18 protein-coding genes are annotated in these 22,508 nt (G+C 62.0%); 8 read left to right on the top strand and 10 right to left on the bottom strand.

All coding sequences use genetic code 11. The features are described 5' to 3' along the window. Positions 1-55: 55 nt before the first annotated feature. Positions 56-445, bottom strand: a complete 390-nt coding sequence (locus tag ACFQ00_RS11200; RefSeq protein WP_381490454.1) for a nuclear transport factor 2 family protein — start codon at positions 443-445, stop codon at positions 56-58. A gap of 40 nt (positions 446-485) precedes the next feature. Then, positions 486-1,520 carry an AraC family transcriptional regulator gene (locus ACFQ00_RS11195; RefSeq protein ID WP_381490451.1) on the bottom strand — a complete coding sequence of 345 codons (1,035 nt, stop codon included), beginning with the start codon at positions 1,518-1,520 and terminating at the stop codon, positions 486-488. Between the two features lie 414 nt (positions 1,521-1,934). Here ACFQ00_RS11195 and ACFQ00_RS11190 point away from each other — a divergent pair, with 414 nt between their 5' ends. Beyond that, on the top strand, positions 1,935-4,247 hold the full coding sequence (locus ACFQ00_RS11190; RefSeq protein WP_381490448.1) for a TonB-dependent receptor: 2,313 nt from the start codon (positions 1,935-1,937) through the stop codon (positions 4,245-4,247). A gap of 43 nt (positions 4,248-4,290) precedes the next feature. On the opposite strand, the gene ACFQ00_RS11185 is transcribed toward ACFQ00_RS11190, so the two are convergent. The 3 genes from ACFQ00_RS11185 to ACFQ00_RS11175 form a co-directional block, all read right to left on the bottom strand. Further along, a complete protein-coding gene (locus ACFQ00_RS11185) occupies positions 4,291-4,974 on the bottom strand; it encodes a TetR/AcrR family transcriptional regulator (protein ID WP_381490445.1) in 684 nt (227 codons plus the stop codon). Between the two features lie 82 nt (positions 4,975-5,056). Further along, positions 5,057-5,872 carry an alpha/beta fold hydrolase gene (locus ACFQ00_RS11180; protein WP_381490442.1) on the bottom strand — a complete coding sequence of 272 codons (816 nt, stop codon included), beginning with the start codon at positions 5,870-5,872 and terminating at the stop codon, positions 5,057-5,059. A 45-nt stretch (positions 5,873-5,917) separates the two neighbouring features. Continuing rightward, positions 5,918-6,958, bottom strand: a complete 1,041-nt coding sequence (locus ACFQ00_RS11175; RefSeq protein ID WP_381490439.1) for a hypothetical protein — start codon at positions 6,956-6,958, stop codon at positions 5,918-5,920. A 311-nt stretch (positions 6,959-7,269) separates the two neighbouring features. Here ACFQ00_RS11175 and ACFQ00_RS11170 point away from each other — a divergent pair, with 311 nt between their 5' ends. The 3 genes from ACFQ00_RS11170 to ACFQ00_RS11160 are packed head-to-tail and all read left to right on the top strand — an operon-like array spanning position 7,270 to position 11,370. Then, positions 7,270-7,776 carry a hemerythrin domain-containing protein gene (locus ACFQ00_RS11170; RefSeq protein ID WP_381490436.1) on the top strand — a complete coding sequence of 169 codons (507 nt, stop codon included), beginning with the start codon at positions 7,270-7,272 and terminating at the stop codon, positions 7,774-7,776. Next, positions 7,776-10,064, top strand: coding sequence for a glycosyltransferase family 4 protein (locus tag ACFQ00_RS11165; protein ID WP_381490897.1), 2,289 nt, complete (start codon positions 7,776-7,778; stop codon positions 10,062-10,064). Before ACFQ00_RS11170 ends, ACFQ00_RS11165 begins: the two co-directional genes overlap by 1 nt. A gap of 22 nt (positions 10,065-10,086) precedes the next feature. Beyond that, a complete protein-coding gene (locus ACFQ00_RS11160) occupies positions 10,087-11,370 on the top strand; it encodes a glycoside hydrolase family 130 protein (RefSeq protein ID WP_381490433.1) in 1,284 nt (427 codons plus the stop codon). Here the strand turns inward: ACFQ00_RS11160 and ACFQ00_RS11155 are convergent. The 5 genes from ACFQ00_RS11155 to ACFQ00_RS11135 all read right to left on the bottom strand — a co-directional run bounded on the left by ACFQ00_RS11155 (position 11,367) and on the right by ACFQ00_RS11135 (position 16,938). Then, positions 11,367-12,020 carry a glutathione S-transferase family protein gene (locus ACFQ00_RS11155; protein WP_381490430.1) on the bottom strand — a complete coding sequence of 218 codons (654 nt, stop codon included), beginning with the start codon at positions 12,018-12,020 and terminating at the stop codon, positions 11,367-11,369. The two genes, ACFQ00_RS11160 and ACFQ00_RS11155, sit on opposite strands and share 4 nt — an antisense overlap. Before the next feature lie 72 nt (positions 12,021-12,092). Then, positions 12,093-13,334, bottom strand: coding sequence for a threonine ammonia-lyase (locus tag ACFQ00_RS11150; protein ID WP_381490417.1), 1,242 nt, complete (start codon positions 13,332-13,334; stop codon positions 12,093-12,095). Positions 13,335-13,338: 4 nt separating this feature from the next. After that, the gene (locus ACFQ00_RS11145; protein WP_381490414.1) at positions 13,339-14,487 is read right to left on the bottom strand and encodes an alpha/beta hydrolase; all 1,149 of its coding nucleotides are present in this window, start codon (positions 14,485-14,487) and stop codon (positions 13,339-13,341) included. 26 nt (positions 14,488-14,513) lie between these two features. Next, complete coding sequence (locus ACFQ00_RS11140) at positions 14,514-15,437, bottom strand: alpha/beta hydrolase (RefSeq protein ID WP_381490412.1); 924 nt, start codon at positions 15,435-15,437, stop codon at positions 14,514-14,516. Position 15,438: 1 nt separating this feature from the next. After that, on the bottom strand, positions 15,439-16,938 hold the full coding sequence (locus ACFQ00_RS11135) for a S10 family peptidase (protein ID WP_381490409.1): 1,500 nt from the start codon (positions 16,936-16,938) through the stop codon (positions 15,439-15,441). 198 nt (positions 16,939-17,136) lie between these two features. Here ACFQ00_RS11135 and ACFQ00_RS11130 point away from each other — a divergent pair, with 198 nt between their 5' ends. From ACFQ00_RS11130 to ACFQ00_RS11115, 4 genes are all read left to right on the top strand, one after another. Then, complete coding sequence (locus ACFQ00_RS11130) at positions 17,137-18,012, top strand: alpha/beta hydrolase (RefSeq protein ID WP_381490406.1); 876 nt, start codon at positions 17,137-17,139, stop codon at positions 18,010-18,012. Between the two features lie 29 nt (positions 18,013-18,041). Beyond that, positions 18,042-19,208: an alpha/beta hydrolase gene (locus ACFQ00_RS11125; protein WP_381490403.1), complete on the top strand. Its 1,167-nt coding sequence runs from the start codon at positions 18,042-18,044 to the stop codon at positions 19,206-19,208. A 177-nt stretch (positions 19,209-19,385) separates the two neighbouring features. After that, a complete protein-coding gene (locus ACFQ00_RS11120) occupies positions 19,386-21,038 on the top strand; it encodes a tannase/feruloyl esterase family alpha/beta hydrolase (RefSeq protein WP_381490400.1) in 1,653 nt (550 codons plus the stop codon). 5 nt (positions 21,039-21,043) lie between these two features. Beyond that, positions 21,044-22,489, top strand: coding sequence for a multicopper oxidase family protein (locus tag ACFQ00_RS11115; RefSeq protein WP_381490397.1), 1,446 nt, complete (start codon positions 21,044-21,046; stop codon positions 22,487-22,489). The last annotated feature ends 19 nt before the right edge of the window (positions 22,490-22,508 follow it).

Below are 22,508 nucleotides of genomic sequence, written 5' to 3'. Positions count from 1 at the left end.
GCAAGCCATAAGGCGATTGTGCAATCCGGTTTACGGACGAAAAATAGCGGGTGTATCAGCCTGCCATCACGGACATGACATGGAAACTGTCAAAGAACTCCGTGATCCTCGCAACGCGGCCATCAACAAAATCGAAGATCATGCAATAGTCGTTGTCATATGTTTTTCCGTTCTTCAGGAGCCCACTGCCCTTGAAGGTCACAACAGCGCTGTCACCCGATACGATCAGACGCTCTACGTCATATTTCGGACCGCCATCTTCGAAAGCCGATCCGACCTGCGCCATGAGCGCGCCAATGGCCTCTTTACCCCGTATTTTCTGCGAAAACGGGTGATTACCGGAAATTGCATAAACGACATCATCATGCAGGAAAGCGAGGAATCTTTCCGGCTCTCCCGCCGAGATGGCGCCGAGCGCCTGAACGACGACCTGTTCGGTTGACATGTGCATTGCTCTCTTTTCTCTGGAACCGGCGTACGTGTGGTCAGATCGCTTTCGGAAGTGCCGAACAGCCTTCCCTGCGCTTCACCGTCACCGAGGGCAGCTCGCCGAACATCGCACGATAGGCCGCAGCGAACGCGCTCCCGTCGTAGAAGCCCCAGCGCGCGGCGATGTCCGCGATCGTACTGCGCTGATCGTCGGCCATCAATTCGGCCCGTATGTGATAAAGGCGCAGCTGACGCGCATAGGCTATCGGGCCGACGCAAAACAATTTCTTGAACCAGTAATGCAAAGTCCGCGCCGGCACGCCCGATGCCGCGACGACGGAAGCACGGCACAGGTCCTCATCCTGAAGGCGGCGATCGATGTAGTCGAGCGCCGTCTTGACGAATGCGGGCATTTCCTCCCGCGCGCCCTCATCCTTCCGGTACACATTGTTGGGCTGCCGCCGCAGCAGCGCGGAGGCGATCAACGTCGCCCACGCGCTGGCGACGTCCGGATACTGGAAAAGCGCCTCGTCATTCGCGACATCCACCGCAAGCGCGCGCAGAAGCGGGCTGAAAGCCTCGCCGCCTTCGGAATTCAGATCCATGATTGGAGAGAAATGCATGGGCATTCCAGCCCCGGCCGCGCCGGCCCGGCTGAGCACGCCTTCAAAGGCGCTTCGGGAAATGCGCAGGGCAAAGAGGCGCCCGCCTTCCGGCCAGCGAATGCACTGCGGCCGGCCGGGCGAAGAGACGAGAACGCTCGCGGGCGCGACCGGCTCCCAAGACTTCCGATCGGAGAGGACGGAAAATTCCGGCTCCAGCGGAATCATGATATTGACCCCCCGCTGGGCCACCGTCTCGCTGACGAACGCGGAGCTCGTCTTCACGGCGCAGATCGAAAGCTCCGGGTTCTCCGGGCCGTGGATCACCATGTTCTGGCTGAGGCGATCTTCAGGCCGGAATTTGTAGGAATCACCATGTTTTCCGCAAAGCTGCCGCGCCACGGTACTCAAGGTAGACGGTCTCACGACGGGCAGGCGCAGCTGCTCGAAGACGTCGCTGTCGATCAGATCTCTGGCATTCGATTGCATTAGGCGCCCATTTCCCACCCATCCCGGAAGCCTGCACCCACTTTACTACATAGTGTAATTTATTTGCAAGACACGGCCTCCAGGGCGATTTCGAAGGAATGACCAAAAAGGAAGAAGAGATATCTCTCCTTCTCAACGATTCGGCATAATCCACTTTACCAAGCAGTTTAGTAAAGATCAGCCCAAAAAATCGACGCGACTGATGCCGTAAGATGGCCTTCCAATTGCACTTTGCACACATCGCTTGCGCGGCTCCCCTCTAGGCGAAGCGCGCGCAGTGGCATGTTTCGATACGCGGGAAAGGGAGATTCCGAGGTTCGTGCGCCAAGAGGCGCCCAACACGCCTCGCTCGCCCGGAAACGAACACCGTCACCCCGTTTCGAAGGTGGGGATCATACAGGATTGGAGGGAAGCATGAAAAAGGGCACATGGCGGATATCGGCATCCGTCCTCGCAGTCGCCTTGACGAATGTTGCAACACCTGCGGCCGCACAGGATGAAGGCGCCGCACCAGCACTCGAAGAAATCACGGTCACCGCACGCAAGCGAGCAGAAAGCCTTCAGGACACACCGCTCGCCGTCACCGCCATGAGCGCCGCGGCACTCGAGGAGCGCCAGGTGAGCACCATCGCGGACGTCGGCAAGTTCACGCCCAACGTCAGCTTCGACGGCGCCTCGGCGATCTCGGGCAGCAGCAACTCGGCCACGGTCTTCATTCGAGGCATCGGCCAGACCGACTTCAACCTCACGATCGACCCCGGCGTCGGCATCTACCTTGACGGCGTCTACATCAGTCGCGCGGTCGGCGCGCTGCTCGATACCGCAGACACCAGCCAGATCGAGATTCTTCGCGGGCCGCAGGGTACGCTGTTCGGCAAGAACACGATCGGCGGTGCCGTCGTCATCACCTCCAAGGCGCCCTCACAGGATTTCGAGCTGAACCTCGAAGGCGCGACGGGCCGCTACAGCCGCACGGACTTCAAGGGTGGTATCAACCTTCCCGTTTCCGAAGATTTCGCCGTGCGCGCCTCTCTCAGCTATCAGGGCCGCGACGGCTATGGCAAACGCCTGACGGACGGCTGGGACACGGGCAACAAGAACAGCCTCTCGGGTCGGATCGTCGCCGCGTGGACGCCGGCCGACGACATCACCGTCACCCTCGCCGCCGACGCGACGCGGGCGCGCGAACATGAGCCGCCGATCAAGGTTCTCGCCATCAACGAGTTCGGCTTCTTCCCGCTGCTCTATAATAACTTCGGCGCGGGTGGCGTTGCGGGCTGCGCCAACATGATGACCGGTCCGAGCCCGCTCGACAATCCGGCCTGCTACAACAGCCAATGGCTGACGGACAGCAAATACACGAACTCCAATAGCCAGATGAACAGATCGTCGCTCGACGTTTGGGGTCTCAGCCTCACGGTCGAAAAGCGCAGCGATATCGTCAACGTGAAGTCGATCACGGCTTACCGCGATCTCGAAAGCACCTTCTCGCTGGAGCACGATGGCGCTCCGGTCCGCGCGACGAACTCCGCGAACGACTACAGCCAGTGGCAGTTCAGTCAGGAACTGCAGTTCAGCGGCACTGCGTTCGACAGGCTGAAGTGGCTGATGGGACTTTACTACCTGAAGGAGAAAGGCACGGACAGGAACGGCATTCAGCCCGGCACGGATCAGCCGATCGGCTTCCTCAGCGGCGGCAAGGTCGACAACGACAGCTACGCGGCGTTCGCCCAGCTGATCTATCCTGTCACGGACCAGCTCAATCTCACGCTCGGCGGGCGCTATACCCATGAGAAGAAGCGCTTCCTCGCCGATCAATATGTCACCTCGATCGCGCCTTCGGTGTCCGGCTTCCTCGCCATGCTCGGGATCGTGGATTTCAACGGGGATGGCGGACCACTGGAGGTCGGCGATCGCTTCCTGCCCTATGCATGGAGCGCGACAACCGCGAAGGAGTTCACACCCGCCGTCACACTCGACTATCGCTTCGATGACGGCCCCATGGTCTATGCGACCTATTCGCGCGGCTTCAAATCGGGCGGCTTCACGCAGCGCGTCTTCCCGCCGCTCACGCAGACTCCGTCGTTCAAGCCAGAGTTCGTGACAAGCTACGAGATGGGTGTGAAGAGCGAGCTGTTCGACCGCCGCCTTCGTCTCAACGTCGCGGGCTTTTACACGGACTACAAGGATCTCCAGACCACGGTCACCGTGTTGATCGCTCCCACCGTACAGAATGCCGGCAAGGCGCGCATGAAGGGTATCGAAGCCGAATTCGAGGCCGCGGCAACGGGCTGGCTGACCCTGAACGGCGGCTTCGGCTATACGCACTCCGAGTATCTGGAAGTGCCGGCGGTCGCGGCGCCGGTCACGGTGGACAGCAAACTGCCGAACGCGCCCAAATGGACGGGCACAGCCGGCTTCACCTCGGATCTCCTTACCCTAGAAGCCGGGAAGCTCAGCCTGCGCGGAGACTGGGCCTACAGGAGCAGCCATTACAAAGACGCGGCCAACACCGCGCTGCTTCGTCAGCCCGGTTACAGCACGTTCAATGCCTCGCTCACGTTTACCAGCGACGACGCACGCTGGGCGATCAGCACCGGGGCGACGAACCTCACGAACAAGAAATACATGATGACGGGCTACGCGGACCTTTCTGGCGCAGGCATGGCCTATGCCATCTATGCCCGCCCCATCGAATGGTTCCTGCGCCTGAAGTATAGCCTGTAATGCATCGCCGGGCCGGGATGCGCGTGGCGTCCCGGCCCGGGTTTCACGCCTTACCGTAAGCCTTAAGGAAAATCGTCAATCCCTTGCGAATGAAGTCGTCGATCTGCTTTCCGGTCAGGGAATCGTGGCCGAAAAACAGCATGTGGTTCCGTGGCGGGTTGATCGTCAGGCCATAGAAATGATGCGCGGCCATTTCCGGGTCCGAGATGTCGAGCTCCCCGAGCTGCGCGAACGCGGCGAGATAGCTTGTCACGCCCTCCAGCGCTTTCGCAGGGCCCGCATTGTAGAAGAGTTTTCCGAGATGCGGGAAACGCTGCGCCTCTCCCACCCCGAGACGATGGACGGCAAGCATCTCCTTGCTGAGTAGAACGTCAGCATAGCGCTTGGCAAATTCATAGAGCGCAGCCTCAATCGTCTTCACCGATTTAAGGCTCTGCTTCGTCGGCAGCAGAATCTCGTCCGCAGCCGATCTCAGAATCTGCTCGAACAGTTCTTCCTTGTTTCCCACCAGACTGTAGAGCGTCGGCTTCGAAACCCCGGCGGCGGCCGTCACCGCATCCATGCTCGCGCCGTGATATCCGTGCTCGAGGAATATCTTCGTTGCAGCCTCGATGATCTGTCTGCGCTTCCGCTGAGACAGGCTCGCCCGGCTAGTTTTTCGGACACGCAGATCGCCGTCGCGCGGTTTCGCATCTCCGGCAATCCTTGCGCGCGCGCCTTTTGTCATGGCCGATCCTCTACCCCAGGAACCTCCCCATAATATGAAGCCGGGCGCTTGTCATATTCACTTTGCCGCTGCGAAGGTTCGATCAAACACCTCTCGACGTTTCGAGCAGAAATTCAAGCACCTGACGGTTGAACACATCGGGCGCCTCGATATTGATGAGGTGCCCTGCCCCTTTCAGAATACTCAGCCGCGCGGTCGGAATGAGGCGCGCGATTTCCTCCGCCTCATCCGGCGGCGTGAGTTGATCGTCCTCGCCCACCATCACCAGCGTCGGCGCCGCGATTTTCGTGAGATCGGCGAGTACCGCATCCGACACATTGGTTTCGATAGCCTTCAGATAGCTGTCCTTGTGGAGACGCCCGAGGCTGTCGACGAGCTTCGCCAGGGCTTCGGCGCTTGCGTTGGGAGAAACAAGCGACCTCGCCACGTCGTTTGCGATATCGGCAGGGGTCAGCCCGTTCAAAAGCGGTTCCTGCCGCGAGCGTATGAAGTCCAGGCGCCGTTCTTCTGTCCAGCCTTTTGGGCCTTGCGTTGTATCACAAAGCACGAGCGAACGGACACGCTCCGGATAATTGTCCGCGAAATGCATGGCGACGCGCCCGCCCATCGACAAGCCGACCAGATGCGCCCGTGTATGCCCGAGGAAATCGATGACCCTGCACAGATCTGCCGACATGTCCGCGAAGGTCAATGGGCCGTCATAATCATCGCTCTCGCCCCACCCCCTCGCATCCCACGCTGCAACGTGGAAATGTTCGGCGAACACCTCCAGATTGTCGATCCAATTGCGTTTGTTGCCGCCAATTCCATGAAGCAGCAATATCAGTTCGCCCCGCCCGGCGTGATCGATGGCAATAAAAGGCGCAGGCCCGATACGCTCACGGTGCAGCAGCGGCATCCGTTTACTCTCCTTACATGACAATAACAGGCCCGTACCGCCCCCCTAAAGAACGCGGAGCCGACCTCGATCGACCACCATGCGATCGTCGACATGGATCGTGGCGCCGCGCGTCGGCAGATCGAAGTGATTCAGCGTTTCGCGCCGCGCGACATGGCTCGCGCCGATCCCCAGCAGGAAATTGCCCGCGAACGTCCGCGCCTCGATACCGTTGGTATCGCACTTGTCGTACATGGCCATGCTTTCCCAGCGTGCCTTCGGGTTTGTGCCCCAGCCGAGATGGGAGGTTGTCAGCGCATTCTCGTCGTTCCACGCTGCCGAATAGCTGCGGAAGAGTTCAGCATCGACGCCATCGCCCTCCACTGCAACGATGATATCCTTCTCGATATGGAGCGTTATCGGACGTTCCAGATAGCGTTTGAACGTGCAGTTGAGATCGCCGACGTCGACGACGACCTTACCGTTCACGCACCCCGCCGCCGGCGACACCGCGACAAGCCCGCCGGGCCAGTGGCCAAGCGGCATTTGCGCATCGACGACGCCCGTGGCGGCGGCACAGTGCCCGCCGACCATGTCAACGGTCAGGTCGGTTCCGGCATCGGACACAATTTTCATGACCTTCCCGGCGTTCAGGATTTCCCAGCTACGCAGCGTCACCGCGATTTCGGCGGGGCTCATGTCGAGCCGCTCCAGCGCCTCCGGATGCTCGTTGAGGATGTAGAGCGCCCGCAGCCCAACCGAGAGCAGGTCATGAAGCTCGGGCGAATGCAGCATACCTTCGACGGTCAGGTCGACAATCAGGTCGCACGGCGCGAATCCCTTGATGATTGGCCCAAGCCCGGCCATCGATGCGGAGGTACCCGTCGAGCGCGTCGGCACGATCGTATCGACGCGGGGCGTCGTCGCCACGAACTTGAAACTCCGCGCGCCGAGCATCGTTAACGCAAGCTCGACGAGATGCACGTTCAGCGTGCGCGACTGCGTTTCACAAATGATGCCGACAAGGCTGTTTTCACCGATGCCCGACGCCGCCAACACGTCGCGGAACATGAGTATCCATTTGCCTTCGATACGATCGCTTAACATGCCGGCCCTCGCCCCGTTCCCTCGTCTCCGGGCACTATAATGTGCCGCCAGGATGAGACGGTATGCGTTTACTGCAATAACCATATCATATTGTATAGAAAGGGCTTTCAGCTTCTTTCCTTACATTGACACCATTGCCGGCTTGCAAATTTCCCGTCCGCGGCGCCTCTCCTCTGCTCCGTTCGCCGCAGGAGAAGCTGCGGTGAACCGTGGGGAACATGCCGCGCTCTCCACGCGTTTGATCGGACAACCACATAATGAACATGATTCGGCGTTCGCGAGACCAGCGTTTGCGGCAAGGAGATACAGCCATGGCGGAATATACCGATGCGATCGCCCTTCTGAAGGCGGACCATCGCAAGGTCGAAGCGTTGTTCGAAGCCTTCGAAAAAGCGCGCGATAGCAAACGTAAACGCGAGATCGTTCAAGAAATCTGCACCGAGCTCAAGGTGCATACGATGATCGAGGAAGAGATTTTCTATCCCGCGCTTCGCGACAAGATCGAAGATGACACGCTCGACGAGGCCTATGTGGAACATGATGGTGCCAAGCTGCTCGTGAACGATCTGCAGACCGCATTTCCGGATGAGCAATATTACGACGCAAAGGTGACCGTGCTGGCAGAGGAAATCCGGCACCACGTCGCGGAGGAGGAACGCCCTTCGGATGGCATGTTCGCGCAGGCCCGTAAGGCGGATGTTGATCTTGTCGCGCTCCGCGACCAGATGCTCGCCCGCAAGCAGGCCTTGATGGCTAAGGCAGGCAGCAAGGCGCTCCCCACGGCAAAGCCAAGTGCCCTGAAGCTGATCGCAGCGTGATGGGAGGGCGCCCGGCGGCCGCCCCGGATCCGCCGTTTCCGTCTTCGCTCCGGCATGTTGCGCTCATCGGTAACAGCGAGCCGCGCCGTTGCGGCATTGCCACCTTTACCACCGATTGCCGAAACGCGCTGAAAACGGCGTTCCCTAAGCTTTGCATCGATCTTTATGCGATGAAGGGTAAGGCCTACGAATCCTACCCCTCCGATATCCGCCTTCTGGATGATCAGGACCTGTCCGCCTATTCCGAGGCCGCGCGAGCCATTGAGGAAAGCGGCGCTCAGGCGATCTGGCTGCAGCACGAATTCGGTATTTTCGGCGGAAGCGGCGGGGATTTCATCCTGCACCTGCTCGCCCGCACAAACCTGCCGCTCGTCACCACGCTCCATACGGTGCTCGAACATCCGGATGCGGACCAGCGCCGTGTGATGAACGCGCTGCTCACCCGCAGCAGCCGCATCATGGTGATGGCGGAACGTGGGCGCAGCATCCTCTCCGAATGCTATGGGATGGCATCCGGGCGGATCAGCGTTATCCCGCACGGCGTTCCCGACCGCCCCTGCGTCGATCCGGATACCGTGAAGCCCCGCTTCGGCTGGGAAACGCGCAAGGTGATCCTGACCTTCGGGCTGCTTGCCCCGGACAAAGGTATCGATACGATGGTTCGCGCGATGCCGACGATCGCGGCGACGCATCCCGATGCGCTCTACGTCGTGCTCGGTGCCACGCACCCCAACCTGCTCGGAACCGAGGGCGATACGCACCGGGAACGACTGACGTCGCTCGGCCACGAGCTTGGCGTGGATCAACACATCGCCTTCATCGACCGGTTCGTACCACGCGACGAACTTCTCGATTACCTGCAAGCTGCGGATATCTATGTCACGCCCTACGTGAATCCGGCGCAGATCACGTCGGGTACGCTCAGCTATGCGGTTGGCCTTGGCAAGCCTGTGGTGTCGACGCCCTATCTGCACGCAACGGAAATTCTCGATACCGATCACGGCATCCTCGTTCCGTTCCGCGACAGCGACGCTATGGCGGAAGCCATATCCGGGTTGCTTTCGAACACGCACACCCGCCTCGCATATAGCGCGCGTGCCTATGCGCGAGGCCGTTCGATGCTCTGGTCGGAACTGGCCCGCAGTGCACATGCGCTCCTCGTCACGGCAGAGGCGCAAAAGCCCGCGCGACTCTCGCCTCGGCCTGCCCAAACCATCCTGCCGCCGGATGCGAGCGCCGTGTTGCGCATGAGCGATACCACCGGTCTTCTCCAGCACGGCACCTTTGCCGTGGCCGACCGCAACCACGGCTATTGCACAGACGACAACGCCCGCGCGCTCATCCTGATGCACCGCCTGCCATCGCTTGACGACGCCGTGCGCGATCGCTGGACAGCAGTCTACGCCGCCTTCCTTCAGCACGCGTGGAACCCTGAACGCCGCCGCTTCCGGAACTTCATGACCTACGACCGAAGGTGGTGCGAGGAAGAAGGCTCCGAAGACTCTTGCGGCCGCGCACTGTGGGCGCTCGGCGTCACGGCGCGCGAGGCGCCTATGGGCAAACACCGGGAATGGGGCCTGCGCCTTTTCGAAACAGCCGCCCGCGACATTACACTCGATGCACCGCGCGCCATGGCCTTCACGATACTGGGCGCGACAGCCGTGCTCGATGCGGTGCCGCATCATGCCATGGCCCGTGAACTCATCGAACGATCAGGCGATCAGTTGCTGGCAATCCTCGATACCGCCCGCCGTCCCGACTGGGCATGGTTCGAGGCGATGCTGGCCTACGACAATGCACGGCTTCCGGAGGCGCTTCTGGCGGCTGGACAGCGACTGCAGAATTCCACGTTCATCGAAACAGGCCTTGCGACGCTGCGCTGGATCATGGAGCGGCAGACCGCGCCGGGAGGCCATTTCCGCGCAGTCGGTACGGAGAGTTTCGGGCGCCCCTACAAGCACCCCCTGCCGTTCGATCAGCAACCGCTCGAGGCGCACGCCACGCTCGAAGCGTGCCTCGCCGCTTTTGAGGTGGCACCGGACAGGCATTGGGTCGAGATGGGGCGAAGCTGCTACCAGTGGTTCCTCGGCTACAACGATCACGGCACCCCGCTCGCCACGCGTGGTGACGGCGGGTGTTTCGACGGGCTGACCCCGGTCGGCGTCAACCGCAATCAAGGCGCAGAGTCGCTGCTTGCACTGCAATTGTCCTCCTGCGCCATGATCAGGCTTTCGAAACTGGCCCAATCGGTGGCACAACAACACCCGGCGGAGAAGCTTTCCGCCTGAGCCGGAGAGACGGGGCCGATCCTTGCAAGCAATCCAGACGTTGCCGCTCCGCCTGACCGCAGACCCGTCGCGGGTCGTAGTGCGCCCGTTCCATCTGGGCTGGCAGGCGACCAGCGCTGCGCCGAGCCGAAGCCGTCGGATCGTCGACGCGGTGCTTGCGCTCGATGAGCAGACGGTCGCGGACGAGCTTGCGCTCGTGATGCGCGATTTCGAGGCGCGGCACTGGCAGACGCAGAAGGTATTCATCACCCGCTGCGACGAGGTGGCCGCGATGCTGGAGCTGGATACATGCCTGCTCAGCGCAGCGCGGCGGCAGCTGATCGGCGCCTATTTCTGTCACGAATACAGCTATGCCGCTGCCGCACTCATGAACCCGAGCGTCGTGCCACATGTCGATCAGAGCGGCCTTGAAAAGGACAGCGTGCGCATCGTGCTGTCGCTGCGCGCCGTTGGTGAGGGGCATATCTCCTCCGTCGCCTTTCGCGAAGGCATTCTGGGATCGAAAGGCAAGCTTCAACTCGCGCCGCAGCCGCCGTTTGCGACGGCAGCGGACGCGCAGAGCCCCGAAGACAGGCTGCAGGAAGGCCCCGTCTGCGTGTATCGCCATGCCGACAGCACGCTTTCGGGTACGGTACTGTTCCCGATCACCCCCGCACAGACCAACGGCCTTGAAGACCTGCGCCTGCTGCGCTTCGAACATGAGGACGGCAGCTACGAATGGCTCGGCACCTACACCGCTTATAACGGGCGCGAAATCCGCTCCGAACTGCTCTCGACACGGGATTTCCGCAGCTTCCACCTAACGCCGCTGACAGGTCGCGCCGCCCGCAACAAGGGCATGGGCCTTTTCCCGCGCAAGATCGGCGGCCGCTACATGATGATCGGGCGCCAGGACGGCGAAAACCTTTACCTGATCGCATCCGACAGTCTCACCCATTGGGACGAAGGCACGTTGCTGCTCGCACCCCGCTATTCCTGGGAACTCCTCCAGATTGGCAATTGCGGCGCCCCAATCGAACTCGACGAGGGCTGGCTCGTGCTCACCCATGGCGTCGGCGCCATGCGCAAATACTCGATCGGCGCCGTACTGCTCGACAAGACCGATCCGTCACGCGTGCTTGGCCGCACCGCCACACCCATTCTCGCCGCGTCCGAAGAGGACCGCGAGGGCTATGTACCGAATGTCGTCTACACATGCGGGGCGCTACGCCATGGAAACTCGATCTTCATGCCCTACGGCATTGCGGACAGCGCAGTAGCCTTCGCTTTCATACGCATCCCCGATCTGCTCGCGTCGCTTTCTTAATCCCGATCGGGGGCGCCGGGTGGGAAGTAGGCGCGGTACGGGCGGGCTTCGTCCACGCACCAGGCGACGGACGGGCGCGCGAGCAGCCGGGCACGATAGGCCTTGAGCCGCGCCTGCGCGGGAGCAATCGGGCGCACCCAATCGGCATAGAAAAGCGCGGGTGCTGCTGCACAATCGGCGATTGTGAAATCCTCGCCGCAGGCCCAGTCGCCCTTCAGCCGTTCGTCGAGCCAGGCGTAAATCGTGTCCAGCGCAGCGCAGGCGCGGTCGATCCGCGACCTGTCGGGCGCCTGCATATCGATCAGGTATTCGCCCACGACAGCCTGCATCGGCGCCATCACATGGTTGTCGAACACACGGTCCAGAAACCGCGCCGCAAGCGCTGCCTCGGGCGTCTCCGGAATAAGTCGGGGCGATCCGGGAAAATGCAGGTCCAGATATTCTATGATGATCGAGGATTCGATCACCGGGCGCTCGCCGTCGACGAGCACGGGAAACTTTCCGGGAGACCAGTGTCCGCGCAGCGCTTCGACATTCTCTGCATGTTCCGGATCGAGGATACGAAACGTGTAAGGAATGCCCTTTTCAAGGAGCGCGATCTCCGCCTTCCATGTGTAGGAGGAAAAGGGGTGGCCGTAGAGCTGGAGCATGGCGGTCTCCGTTCAGGGATCAGGGGTGGCCCTCTCTACGCGCCCATACGTGTCACGGAAAGTGTCCGCCGCTCAGACCGCGTCCTGCCACAACGTCGGCGTGAAGCCCTCCTCCCGCAGCCGTTCCACGATGACGGCCCGGTGCGCATGATCCTGAACCTCAACGACCACATCGATCACCGCGCCCTTGGGGCTGGACGACAGCGCCAACCGGTCATGCATGATCTCGATAATGTTCGCGCCAAGCTGGCCAAGCAGCGTCGCGAGGCGGGCGAGCGTTCCGGGCTGGTCGTTCACCGCGATGCTGAAGCGCATCAGCTGCCCGCCGCGCACCAGGGCGCGCATCGCGACCGAGGCAAGAACCCTGAGATCGATGTTACCGCCGCTGAGCGGCACAGCCACATTGAGGCCCCGAAACCGCTCCCGGTTGCTCATCACGCCCGCGAGCGCCGCCGCGCCCGCACCTTCGGCCACGGTTTTCTCGATAGCGAGAAGGTCGGCGATGGCGCGCTCGATCGCGGCCTCCTCGACAACCAGCACCTCGTCGACAAAACGCGAGACGATCGCCCGCGTATAGGGATGCGCCTCTTTCACGGCGATGCCCTCGGCGATCGTGAGTCGATCCGCCGCAGGCGGCTGCGTTCCCGCCATCGCGCAGGCCATCGACGGATACACCTCCGATTGTACGCCGATGATGCGGATCGAAGGCTTGATCGCTTTCGCCGCGACAGCGATGCCCGAGATGAGCCCGCCACCGCCCACAGGCACGACGATCACATCGAGTGACGGCACTGCGCCCAGCATTTCGAGCGCAAGCGTCCCCTGCCCCGCGATCACCGCCGGATCAGCATAAGGATGGACAAACGTCATCCCGTCGCGCTCGGCAAGTTCGTTCGCCAGAGTGAGCGCGGCATTCAGATTGCTGCCGTGCACGATGACGTTCGCGCCGTGATCGCGCGTGCGCGAGATCTTGGTGAGCGGCGTGCCTTCCGGCATTACGATCGTTGCCGCGATGCCGAGCCGGTGCGCATGATACGCCACTCCCTGCGCGTGGTTGCCGGCGGACATCGCGCAGACGCCCGCCGCGCGCTCCGTCGCCGACAGAGACAATAGCTTGTTCAGTGCACCGCGCTCCTTGAACGAGGCGGTGAACTGGAGGTTCTCGAACTTCAGGTAGAGCTTGCACCCCGCGCTTGCCGACAGGGTCTCGCTGAGCATGAACGGCGTGTCCGCAACCGCGCCGGCAATGGCGCGCGCGGCCTGTTCGACATCGGCGAGTGTGGGCAGCCGCCCGGGTTCGAAGGACGAAGCCATCGGATCAATAGGGGACCGGCACGGTGCCGGTCTTTCGGTCCCAGCGATCGTGCTGTTTTTGCACGGCCTCACGCTCGTGCGCCGGAAGCGCCGCGATCCAGCCGCGCAGGCGGCGGTCGAATGCTGCGGGATCTGCGTTGGTGAGGCTACGCCCGGCACGGCGTACAGCAGCCTGCCGCTCAGGCGTCAGTTTGAAATAAGCGTCCGCATCCTCGATCGCCTTTGCGTCGACGCCCAGGTCATACGCCTTCAGATAGCTCGCTTTGTCCGTGTCCGTCGCCGCGAAAACGGTGTCGTAGAAACGTGTGAACGCGGGCGTCGCGACAGAGATATGCTCTTCGCCCGGAAACGCCACATAGGTGAAATCGAGCCGGTCATATTTCGCTGCCGCGATGCGCTTAGCCATGGCGTCAGCGTCGGCGACCATGTGCGGAAGCTCGCTGGCACCGATACCCATGAAGAGGTTAGCCCGCCCCTTGTGCTTCGCAAGCGCGGCCGGAAACGCCTTCTCCTCGTCCGTCACATACGCCTTGTTCCACCAGATCGACGGGCTCATCGCGCCGAAATACTGGAAGCTCTCCGGGCGCGTGAACGCGGCGTGCAGTGTGAACAGACCGCCGAGCGAATGGCCGTACAGTGCCTGCCGGCTGGTATCGATCTTGAATTCGGCCTCGATCATCGGCTTCACGCGCGTCTTGAGAAACGCGAGGAAATCCTCCGACCCCCCGGTGCGCGACCACGGCCTGCCGCCGGGCTCGGGCGGCGGTTCGCGGAGTTCCGCGGGTGGTGTGAAATCCCACGTCCGCCGCTCGGTATGAAACGGCCGTTCGCCGGGATAGCCGATGCCGACGACAACGGCAGGCAGCCGCCCGTTGTGATCGGGGCGACGGCCGACCATGCGGGCGAGCTGCGCGAACGGCAGGAACCAGCCGTTGCCGTCGAGCACATAAACGACGGGCCAGCCGCCCGGCGGCGCCTGCTCCGTGGGCGTCGAAATAAAGATGCGGTAGTCGAGGCCTTCAGCGGACTGGAGCGAACGCTCTTCCGTCCCTTCGAGCGCGACCGGCGCAGCCTGGGTGATTTCGGCCCGCGCCGCCGCATTCACGGGAAGCCCTGTGGCCAAAAGCAGCACGGTGATGAAACGTGTCTTCATTGGGAGCAGTCCTTTGAATGCGATCTTTACGCCATGGCGGCGAAAACGAAGCGCGAGGCGCGGCTGATCAGGGCGGGTACGGCAGAGCGGTGATGCTCGTCCGGCGCGATCGCGAAGCCGTTTGCAAAACCGCGCGCCGTGAGCGGCTGCAACACGTCGGAGACCAGCCGCGCATTGTCGACCATCCGTGTCTCTTCGGGTTCGCTGCTGTCCTGCTCACGCTCCCCGACGCCGATGAACAGGCTTTCGGTCCACACCCGCGCCTGCTGACGCGCCGCGAACTCTTTTGCGGCAGTAAGGATGTAGCGCCGCTTCCACCATACCGAAGGGCTGAGCGCGATATAGCCGCGAAAGTGCCCGAAATGGTGGAACATCATGTTCAGGCAAAACAGGCCGCCGAGCGAATGGCCGGAGAGGATTTGCCGGTTGCGATCGACCTTCCAGCGCCGCGCGATTTCCGGCTGCACCGTTTCAATGATGAAACGCGTGAAAGCATCCGCACCGCCGGTTGCATTCTCGTCGCGGGGTTTGCCGTCCGGTCGGGGCGGGAATTCCGATGCCGCCGTCGGCACGGTGAGGTCGAACACGCGCCGCTCGGAATCGAAAGGCCCATCGATCGGGTAACCGATGCCGACGACAATCGCGGGCGAGATACCCGTGTCCTTCGGAAAACGGCTCTGCCCCCGCACCATGTCCGTCACCGTGCCGAACACTGAATTGCCGTCGAGCACATACAGCACCGGAAAGCCTTCCGGCGGTGTCGGTTGGAGCGGAAGTGAAACCAGAATTCGGTAGGTGTACCCTTCCGCGTTCTTCATCTCGAATTCGGCACTGTTGCGAACGGTTACGGAGCCGCTGGCTTCCGCAGCCATGACTGGCCGGGAGATCAACACCGCCCCGGCCGCGGCACTCGCACCGAGCAACGCGCGACGATCGAGAACTCCCGCCATGTCAGTTCCCCCGGCTGTAGGCCCAGCGCACGTCGCGCATGTAGGCGGCACGACTGTCGGCGCGCGAATAGAACATGTGCCCGCCGGGATAGACCGTGAAGCGCGCACGGCCTGCGTCGCCCATCGGCGGAAGCTGCCCGAACACAAGCTTGCTGGCGAAATAAGGCGTGCGCAGATCGGTGTAGCCGTGGGAGATGAGCAGCTTCATGTTGCCGTCCATCGCCATCGCCTTGCGAAGGTCGCTCGCGGACTCAAGCCCCTCCTTGCTTTCCCAGCTCCTGTTCAGCGGGATATTGAGCGTCATGTAGGTGTTTTCCGGTTTCCAGCCGATATCCTGCGTCACGTAATGAACGATGGAGGACGTCAGCGGAGCGATACTCCCCTGCAGGATCGCGTCGTCGCCCTGCCGCTCAGCGGAAAACGGATAGGGATCGAAATTCGTCACCACCGGGTCGTAGGCGCTGACGAACACGCCTTTCGCCTTCTCAAGCTCCCGCGTGTAGACGAGGTTACTCACGCGTCCGCCGAGACGGCGGACCATTTCCGTCGGCAGCCCGATCAGATCCGCAACCTTGTCCGCCGCACGGACGGCAGCCGCCGGATCTTCGCGTCCGAGCATCAGGTCACGTATGTATTCGCCGCGCGCATAGTCTTCGACGTCCCGGATCGCGGCATCGGTGAGCTTGCCCTGCCGTTCGAGATGGGTCGCCGCCATCGACGGCAAACGCGATACCCAGGGCAGTGGCGAAATATCAGGCTCAGCAGACATCACTGTATTGAGCATCGGCGACAGCAGGATGATTCCCGAAATCGCGACACCTTCCACTTTCACGAGACGATACGCCATCTTGGGCACGCGAATACCCGCATAGCTTTCACCGACCAGATATTTGGGCGACGCCATGCGACCGTTCTTCGCCAGCCAACGTGCCACGAAGCCAGAGAGGTAGTCGGCGTCCTGATCCGTACCGAAAAAATGTTTGCGCGCAGTATCCGGCGCGACGTGCGCCTTGCTGAAGCCCGTGCCCACCGGATCGACGAACACGAGATCGGTGAAGGCGAGCCACGTGTCGGGATTGTCCAGAAGCGGCGTCGCATCGGAGGGTGTCGATCCCGCGATGGCGAAATCGACGCGCTTCGGCCCAAGGAGGCCGATGTGGAGAAACACCGAAGACGCACCGGGACCACCGTTGAACGCGAAGGTCACAGGGCGGCGTCCCCTGTCCTGCCCCGCGGCCACATAGGCCGTGTAGCTCACCTCACCGAGAAGCTCTCCGCCCGGCCCTTCAACCGGAAGCGCCCCCGCCGTGACCTGATAGGCGAGCGCCTTGCCATCGCTGAGGCGGACCGATGCCTGACGCGTCACGGCGTCCGGAAGCTTCGCGGGCTCCGCCTCAGCCGCCGCGACCGGCACCAGCAGTGTGAGGAATGCAGCGGCCAGGCAGGCAACCGAACGACCGATTCGCGGCGCTCCCGCAATCGCACCTGCTCCACCCCTCAATCTGGCATTACCCCGTTTCCACAACCAAATCATGAGCTTGTGCAACGCCCCCTCCTGCTTATAAAATATCGATAAAAACACACGATGAAGACAGTCGAATAACAATAATCCGTAACATACGCCATTTTTTTCGAAATTTATTGACGATCACGTCTCAAGCGCGCGAAAAGGTTCTGAACGAACAGGGAGAGACGTTCGATGAAGATATCCGGCCTGCTTATCCCCGTCGCAAGCGCACTCCTTACAGCAGCGGCGACGCCGGCCGCGTCCGCTGCGGTAGCAGGAGGCGTTGACGTTTCGTCGCCTCCCGTCGAGGCACCTGCCACGATCAGCGGCGCGCGGCAGTTCGATATCACCTCCGAAAACGGCACCTATCGCATCTTCGTCTCCACACCGACCGGACCGGAGCCCGCGGGTGGCTATCCGGTGATCTACCTGCTCGATGGCAATTCGGTGTTCGGATCGATGGTGGACGCCGCGCGGCTGCAGGCAGGCCGCATCGGTCCCGCGATCATCGTCGCGGTCGGCTATCCGATCGACACGGCGTTCGACGGCCCCCGCCGCTTCTTCGACATGACACCGAAGACCGATCCCAAATACGTGCCCGGCAAGATGAAGAACGTGCAGCGCACCGGTGGACGCGAGGCGTTCCTCTCCCTGCTTCTCGATCGCGTGAAGCCTCTCGTTGAAAGCCGCTACCGGATCGATCCCAGGCGGCAGACGCTGTTCGGCCATTCGCTCGGTGGGCAGTTCGTGCTCCACGTGCTGTTCAACCGCCCGGACGCGTTCCAGAAGTACGTGTCCGGCAGTCCTTCGATCTGGTGGAACAACCGCTCGCTCCTCACCGAGCGCGACCGCTATCTCGCGGAACGGGAGAAGCAGGATCGCAACAACGAACTCATGCTGATCGTCGGTGCCGAGGAACTCGGATACATCGTTCAGGATGCCCGCGAGATGGTGAAATCGGTGGCGCCGATGCGCGTCTACTACAAGGAAATCGAGGGGCAGGAGCACGTGTCGATGCTGCCCGCCGCACTCAATACCGCGCTCCGGTTCGCGCTCGATCCGCGCTGATACGCACCCGATCGTTTGCAAAAAGGATCATGACCAGCATGTACCGCACGCTCTGTCTCGTTGCCGCCACGATCGTCACCATATCGCCCGCGCACGCCGAAACCCCGGCACGCATGGTGCACGAGGCGATCGAGACCTTCTCGCTCAGCGCCGCAAACGGCCGCCCCTACGAGATCGTCGTCGCAACGCCGACAGGCCCTGCGCCCGCCACAGGCTATCCCATCGTCTATGTTCTCGATCCGCACATCATGTTCGGCGCGATGACCGAATCGGTGCGGCTGATGGCACGGCGGCAGGATGTGGGCGAGCAAAGCGTCGTCGTCGGTATCGGCTACCCGGCAGGTGCCGATCCGCGCAAGGAACGCGCCATCGATTACACGCCCGCGTTCGGCTCCCAGCCCAACAAAACCCCCGGCACCGGCGGTGCAGAAGGCTTCCTCACATTCGTCCACGACACACTGAAGCCCGCGATCGGCAAGCGCTGGAAGATCGACAGCAAGCGCGAAATGCTGTTCGGCCATTCGCTAGGCGGCCTGTTCACGCTCTACACGCTCATCAACCGCCCCGACACGTTCGACACCTATGTCGCGGCGAGCCCGTCGATCTGGTTCGAAGACGGCATGGTGAAGCGCGGCAACTTCCGTGGAAGGCTTGGCCCGAAGATGGAAACGCAGGGTCTTTCGGCGCGCGTGCTCATCACCGTCGGCGAGTACGAGCAGGATCCTGACCCCGATTTCCCGCCCGAATCGCCACGCGATCTCCAGCAGCGCACGCAGGTGGACAACGCCCACGAATTTGCAGGCTGGCTCGCGGGCTTGCCCGGAATCGAAGCGAAGTTCATCGAAGTGGAGGGTCTCGATCACGGCAGCGTGATCCCGGCCGCCATCGGCCACGGCGTCCACTTCGCCTACTCGCGCACCGCGAAGATGCCTGCTCCTGCGCCGAAGCCCGCGGAGTTCAACAACCCGACAGGAATTCCCGTGCCTGACGCCCCGACCTATATGCTCATGACGGACGAAGATCGCTATCGGCTCCGCCTGCGCATCCGCGCCCTGCCCGAAGCCCAGCACAAAGCCTGGAACGATCGCTTCCAGTATCAGCTCGGCGCGGGCCTCACCTACGATCAGCACCGGCGCCTGCACGAAGAGCGCGTGCGCATGGATGAGAAATACGGCACTGCACCAGTCGACGAATAGACGGGTGGGCATCTCCGTCCTCGAGGTCGAGAGCCTCGGCGCGGAAGGAGACCGGACGGAAAGCCAGATATAAATATCGAAATAAATCGATATTTTCCGGTTAAAATCTATCTGGACGAATTTATTTTCGAAATTATCCTATTGCACAAGAGAGCAACAGGAGGGGTTTCGAGTCCAATGATCCGCACAGTCCGTCATGCACTTCTGCCGCTCGTCGGCAGCCTCGTCTCGGCGTCGGCCAACGCCGCCACGCCGCCCGCGACAACTCAGGCCGCTATCGACGATTTCGCTGCGCGCTGCGAAGCGCTGAACGGCCTCAGCATTGAAAATGCCGCCGATACGCCCGGCAATATCGTCGCCGCGATCTTGGTGAAGGATCGCAAGGCGACGCCGCCTGAAAAGATCATGTTCATGAAGCGCGGCCATTCGCAGGGCAACGTCACGCCGCAGCTCGACACCTTCCCGGTGCACTGCCGCGTCGAGGGCTACGTGACCCCGGCCGTGAAGTTCAACCTGCTGCTGCCGCTCACGGACACGTGGAACGGCCGCTTCCTGCTCGCCGCCTGCGACGCATGGTGCGGCAAGGTCGGCGAGGATATCGTCATGCCCGGCCTCTACGATGGCTACGCGACGATCACCAACGATGGCGGTCACTATGGCCGTGCACCGTTCGACGGGATCTGGGCGTACAAGAACGATCAGGGCCGCGTCGATTTCGCATACCGCGCCAACCATGTCTCGGCGCAGGTCGGCAAGTTCATCACAAAGGCTTTCTACGGCAGCGCTCCGAAATACTCGTACATCACGGGCTTCTCGAAGGGCGGCAATGCGGGCCTGTTCGCGGTGCAAAAATACCCAGAGGATTTCGACGGTGTGTTCGTGAAGGCGCCAGTCGTGAACTACAATCCGAAGAACGCCGCGCACTTCCCGTGGATTGCGCTTGCCGTCCATCCGGACGGCAAGACGCCGCTGCTCAAGGCCGACAAGATCCCACTGCTCATGAAGGGCGCCAACGACGCCTGCGATGCGATCGACGGCCTCAAGGACGGAGTCATCGATGATCCCCGCAAGTGCAAGTACGATCCCGTCGCACTGCTTTGCAAATCGGGCCAATCCGAAGCGAAGAACGAGTGCCTCAATCAGGCACAGGTCGATGCCGTCCGCAAGCTCTACGCAAAGCCGGTGAACGCGAGCGGAGAGGTCTATTTCGACTATCCGACAGACATCGGCTCGGAGCATGACTGGGCCCGCTCGATCCTGCCGATCCCCGGCAGCAACGAGGTCGGTGTTCCCTTCGCGCTCAACGGCGCGGCGACCGGCATCCGTTATTTCGTGACGCGCGATACGCCGGGTCCGAACTACGACTGGACGCAGTTCGATTACGTTGCGGAAAAAGCCAAGATCGATGACATGTCCACGATCTTCGATCCGGACGAAGTTGATCTCAGCGCCTTCTACAAGCGCGGCGGCAAGCTCCTCATCGTGCACGGCTGGGGCGACGCCATGATCACCGCGAACATGACGATCGACTGGTTCGAGAAGGTCCGCAAGCAGATGGGCAAGGACACCGTCTCGAAGTTCGCGCAGCTTTATCTCGTGCCGGGCGCGAACCACGGCAGCGGCGGCTCCGGCCCCTATGTCTTCGATACGCAGGACGCGCTTGTGAAGTGGGTGGAAGAAGGCGTCGTGCCGACGGAGTTCATCCTGACGGACGGCCCCACCGACCCGACGCAGCGCACGCGCCCGATGTACCCCTACCCCGCCTACGCGAAATACAAGGGTAAGGGTGACCCGAACGTGGCGAGCAGCTTCAAGCGTATGGAAAAGTAAAAACCATGTCGCAGCAGGACGGTTTCACCAGACGTAGCTTCGTGGGTGGAACCGGCCTGCTGCTTGGCGCGTGCACGGCACCGGGCGCGCTTGGCGGTGCGGGCGAACGCAAACCGGATGTTCGCCTGACGATTGCGCCGCAAAAGATCGAACTCGCACCCGGTATTTCTTACGAGACCTTCACCTACAACGATCAGGTTCCAGGCCCGATCCTCCGCCTCCCCAAGGGTCGCAATGCAATCGTCGAAGTGACGAACCTGCTGCAAACGCCCGAACTCGTGCATTGGCACGGTCTCGAAATCCCTTCGAACGTCGACGGTGCGGAAGAGGAAGGCACACCGCCCGTGCCGCCGCTCCAGACGCGGCGCTATGAATTCGCGCCGACACCCGGTGGCGCGCACTGGTATCACACGCACATGATCGCGGATAAGGCGCTGATGTTCGGCGCCTACAGCGGGCTGTTCGGTTTCATCATCGTCGAGGGCGACGATCCCGGCGCCTACGATCAGGAAGTCTGCGTCGCGATACACCACTGGGGTTCGCGTTGGGTGCCGGGACAAACACTGCGCCCAAACGATCCCAAGCATGGGTTCGAGGTCGGGTTCGACTACGGCACGATGAACGGCCGTCTGATGGGGCACGATGCGCCGGTACGCGTGCGGCAGGGTCAGCGCGTGCTGTTCCGTATGCTGAATGCAAGCGCCACTGAAATCAGCTGGATCAGCCTTGCGGGCCACACCCTGCGCGTCGTCGCGATGGACGGTTACCCCGTGCCGACACCCTGTGAGATCGACGTGCTGATGATGGGCCCGGGCGAACGCGCGGACGTGATCGTCGAGATGAACAATCCGGGCAAATGGATTCTCGGCTCCACCGACGACAAGGAACGCGAGCGCGGCATGGGCATGATCATCGAGTATGCGGGCGCGACGGGCGCGCCGCAATGGACGCCGGTGAAACGCACATGGAGCTTCCAGCGGTTTGCTGGCGCGCGCGCCGTACCCGAACCCGACGAGCGGATCGAACTTACGATCGGACGAATTCCGGGCGGGCCCGGCGGATACAATATGTGGACGATCAACGGAAAATCGTGGCCGGAAACCGACCGCATCCATGTCGAAAAGGGCAAGCGCTACCGTATCGTCTACAACAACCAGACCGATCTCGGCCATCCGATGCACCTGCACCGGCATCATTTCGAGGTCGTGCGCTGGGACAAGGAGTATTGCCCGGGTCTGATGAAGGACACGATCAACGTGAAACCTTTCACCACCGCCGAACTCGATTTCGTCGCGCACAATCCCGGCCCGACGCTCATCCACTGCCATCAGGCCAAACATCAGGATTACGGCATGATGGCGCTGATGCTTTACGAAGGCGATGTCGAACCGAAGGTCGACCACACTGCCATGCATCGTGCCATCACCGAGGCCTACTGCCGCGAGGGCTGAACGCCCCCGCTCAATTCGC

This window comes from Sphingosinicella xenopeptidilytica (assembly GCF_042676985.1).
Lineage (GTDB): Bacteria > Pseudomonadota > Alphaproteobacteria > Sphingomonadales > Sphingomonadaceae > Sphingosinicella > Sphingosinicella xenopeptidilytica.
The sequence above is the reverse complement of the archived record's forward strand: the minus strand, read 5'-3'. Positions and strand labels throughout refer to the sequence as shown.

What these genes read in the sequence shown, in the direction of transcription:
- ACFQ00_RS11190 (WP_381490448.1), top strand. Translation starts at nt 1,935, where the DNA reads ATGAAAAAGGGCACATGGCGGATATCGGCATCCGTCCTCGCAGTCGCC.
- ACFQ00_RS11180 (WP_381490442.1), bottom strand. Translation starts at nt 5,872, where the DNA reads ATGCCGCTGCTGCACCGTGAGCGTATCGGGCCTGCGCCTTTTATTGCC.
- ACFQ00_RS11170 (WP_381490436.1), top strand. Translation starts at nt 7,270, where the DNA reads ATGGCGGAATATACCGATGCGATCGCCCTTCTGAAGGCGGACCATCGC.
- ACFQ00_RS11185 (WP_381490445.1), bottom strand. Translation starts at nt 4,974, where the DNA reads ATGACAAAAGGCGCGCGCGCAAGGATTGCCGGAGATGCGAAACCGCGC.
- ACFQ00_RS11120 (WP_381490400.1), top strand. Translation starts at nt 19,386, where the DNA reads ATGATCCGCACAGTCCGTCATGCACTTCTGCCGCTCGTCGGCAGCCTC.
- ACFQ00_RS11115 (WP_381490397.1), top strand. Translation starts at nt 21,044, where the DNA reads ATGTCGCAGCAGGACGGTTTCACCAGACGTAGCTTCGTGGGTGGAACC.
- ACFQ00_RS11140 (WP_381490412.1), bottom strand. Translation starts at nt 15,437, where the DNA reads ATGGCGGGAGTTCTCGATCGTCGCGCGTTGCTCGGTGCGAGTGCCGCG.
- ACFQ00_RS11175 (WP_381490439.1), bottom strand. Translation starts at nt 6,958, where the DNA reads ATGTTAAGCGATCGTATCGAAGGCAAATGGATACTCATGTTCCGCGAC.
- ACFQ00_RS11125 (WP_381490403.1), top strand. Translation starts at nt 18,042, where the DNA reads ATGACCAGCATGTACCGCACGCTCTGTCTCGTTGCCGCCACGATCGTC.
- ACFQ00_RS11165 (WP_381490897.1), top strand. Translation starts at nt 7,776, where the DNA reads ATGGGAGGGCGCCCGGCGGCCGCCCCGGATCCGCCGTTTCCGTCTTCG.
- ACFQ00_RS11155 (WP_381490430.1), bottom strand. Translation starts at nt 12,020, where the DNA reads ATGCTCCAGCTCTACGGCCACCCCTTTTCCTCCTACACATGGAAGGCG.
- ACFQ00_RS11200 (WP_381490454.1), bottom strand. Translation starts at nt 445, where the DNA reads ATGTCAACCGAACAGGTCGTCGTTCAGGCGCTCGGCGCCATCTCGGCG.
- ACFQ00_RS11195 (WP_381490451.1), bottom strand. Translation starts at nt 1,520, where the DNA reads ATGCAATCGAATGCCAGAGATCTGATCGACAGCGACGTCTTCGAGCAG.
- ACFQ00_RS11150 (WP_381490417.1), bottom strand. Translation starts at nt 13,334, where the DNA reads ATGGCTTCGTCCTTCGAACCCGGGCGGCTGCCCACACTCGCCGATGTC.
- ACFQ00_RS11145 (WP_381490414.1), bottom strand. Translation starts at nt 14,487, where the DNA reads ATGAAGACACGTTTCATCACCGTGCTGCTTTTGGCCACAGGGCTTCCC.
- ACFQ00_RS11130 (WP_381490406.1), top strand. Translation starts at nt 17,137, where the DNA reads ATGAAGATATCCGGCCTGCTTATCCCCGTCGCAAGCGCACTCCTTACA.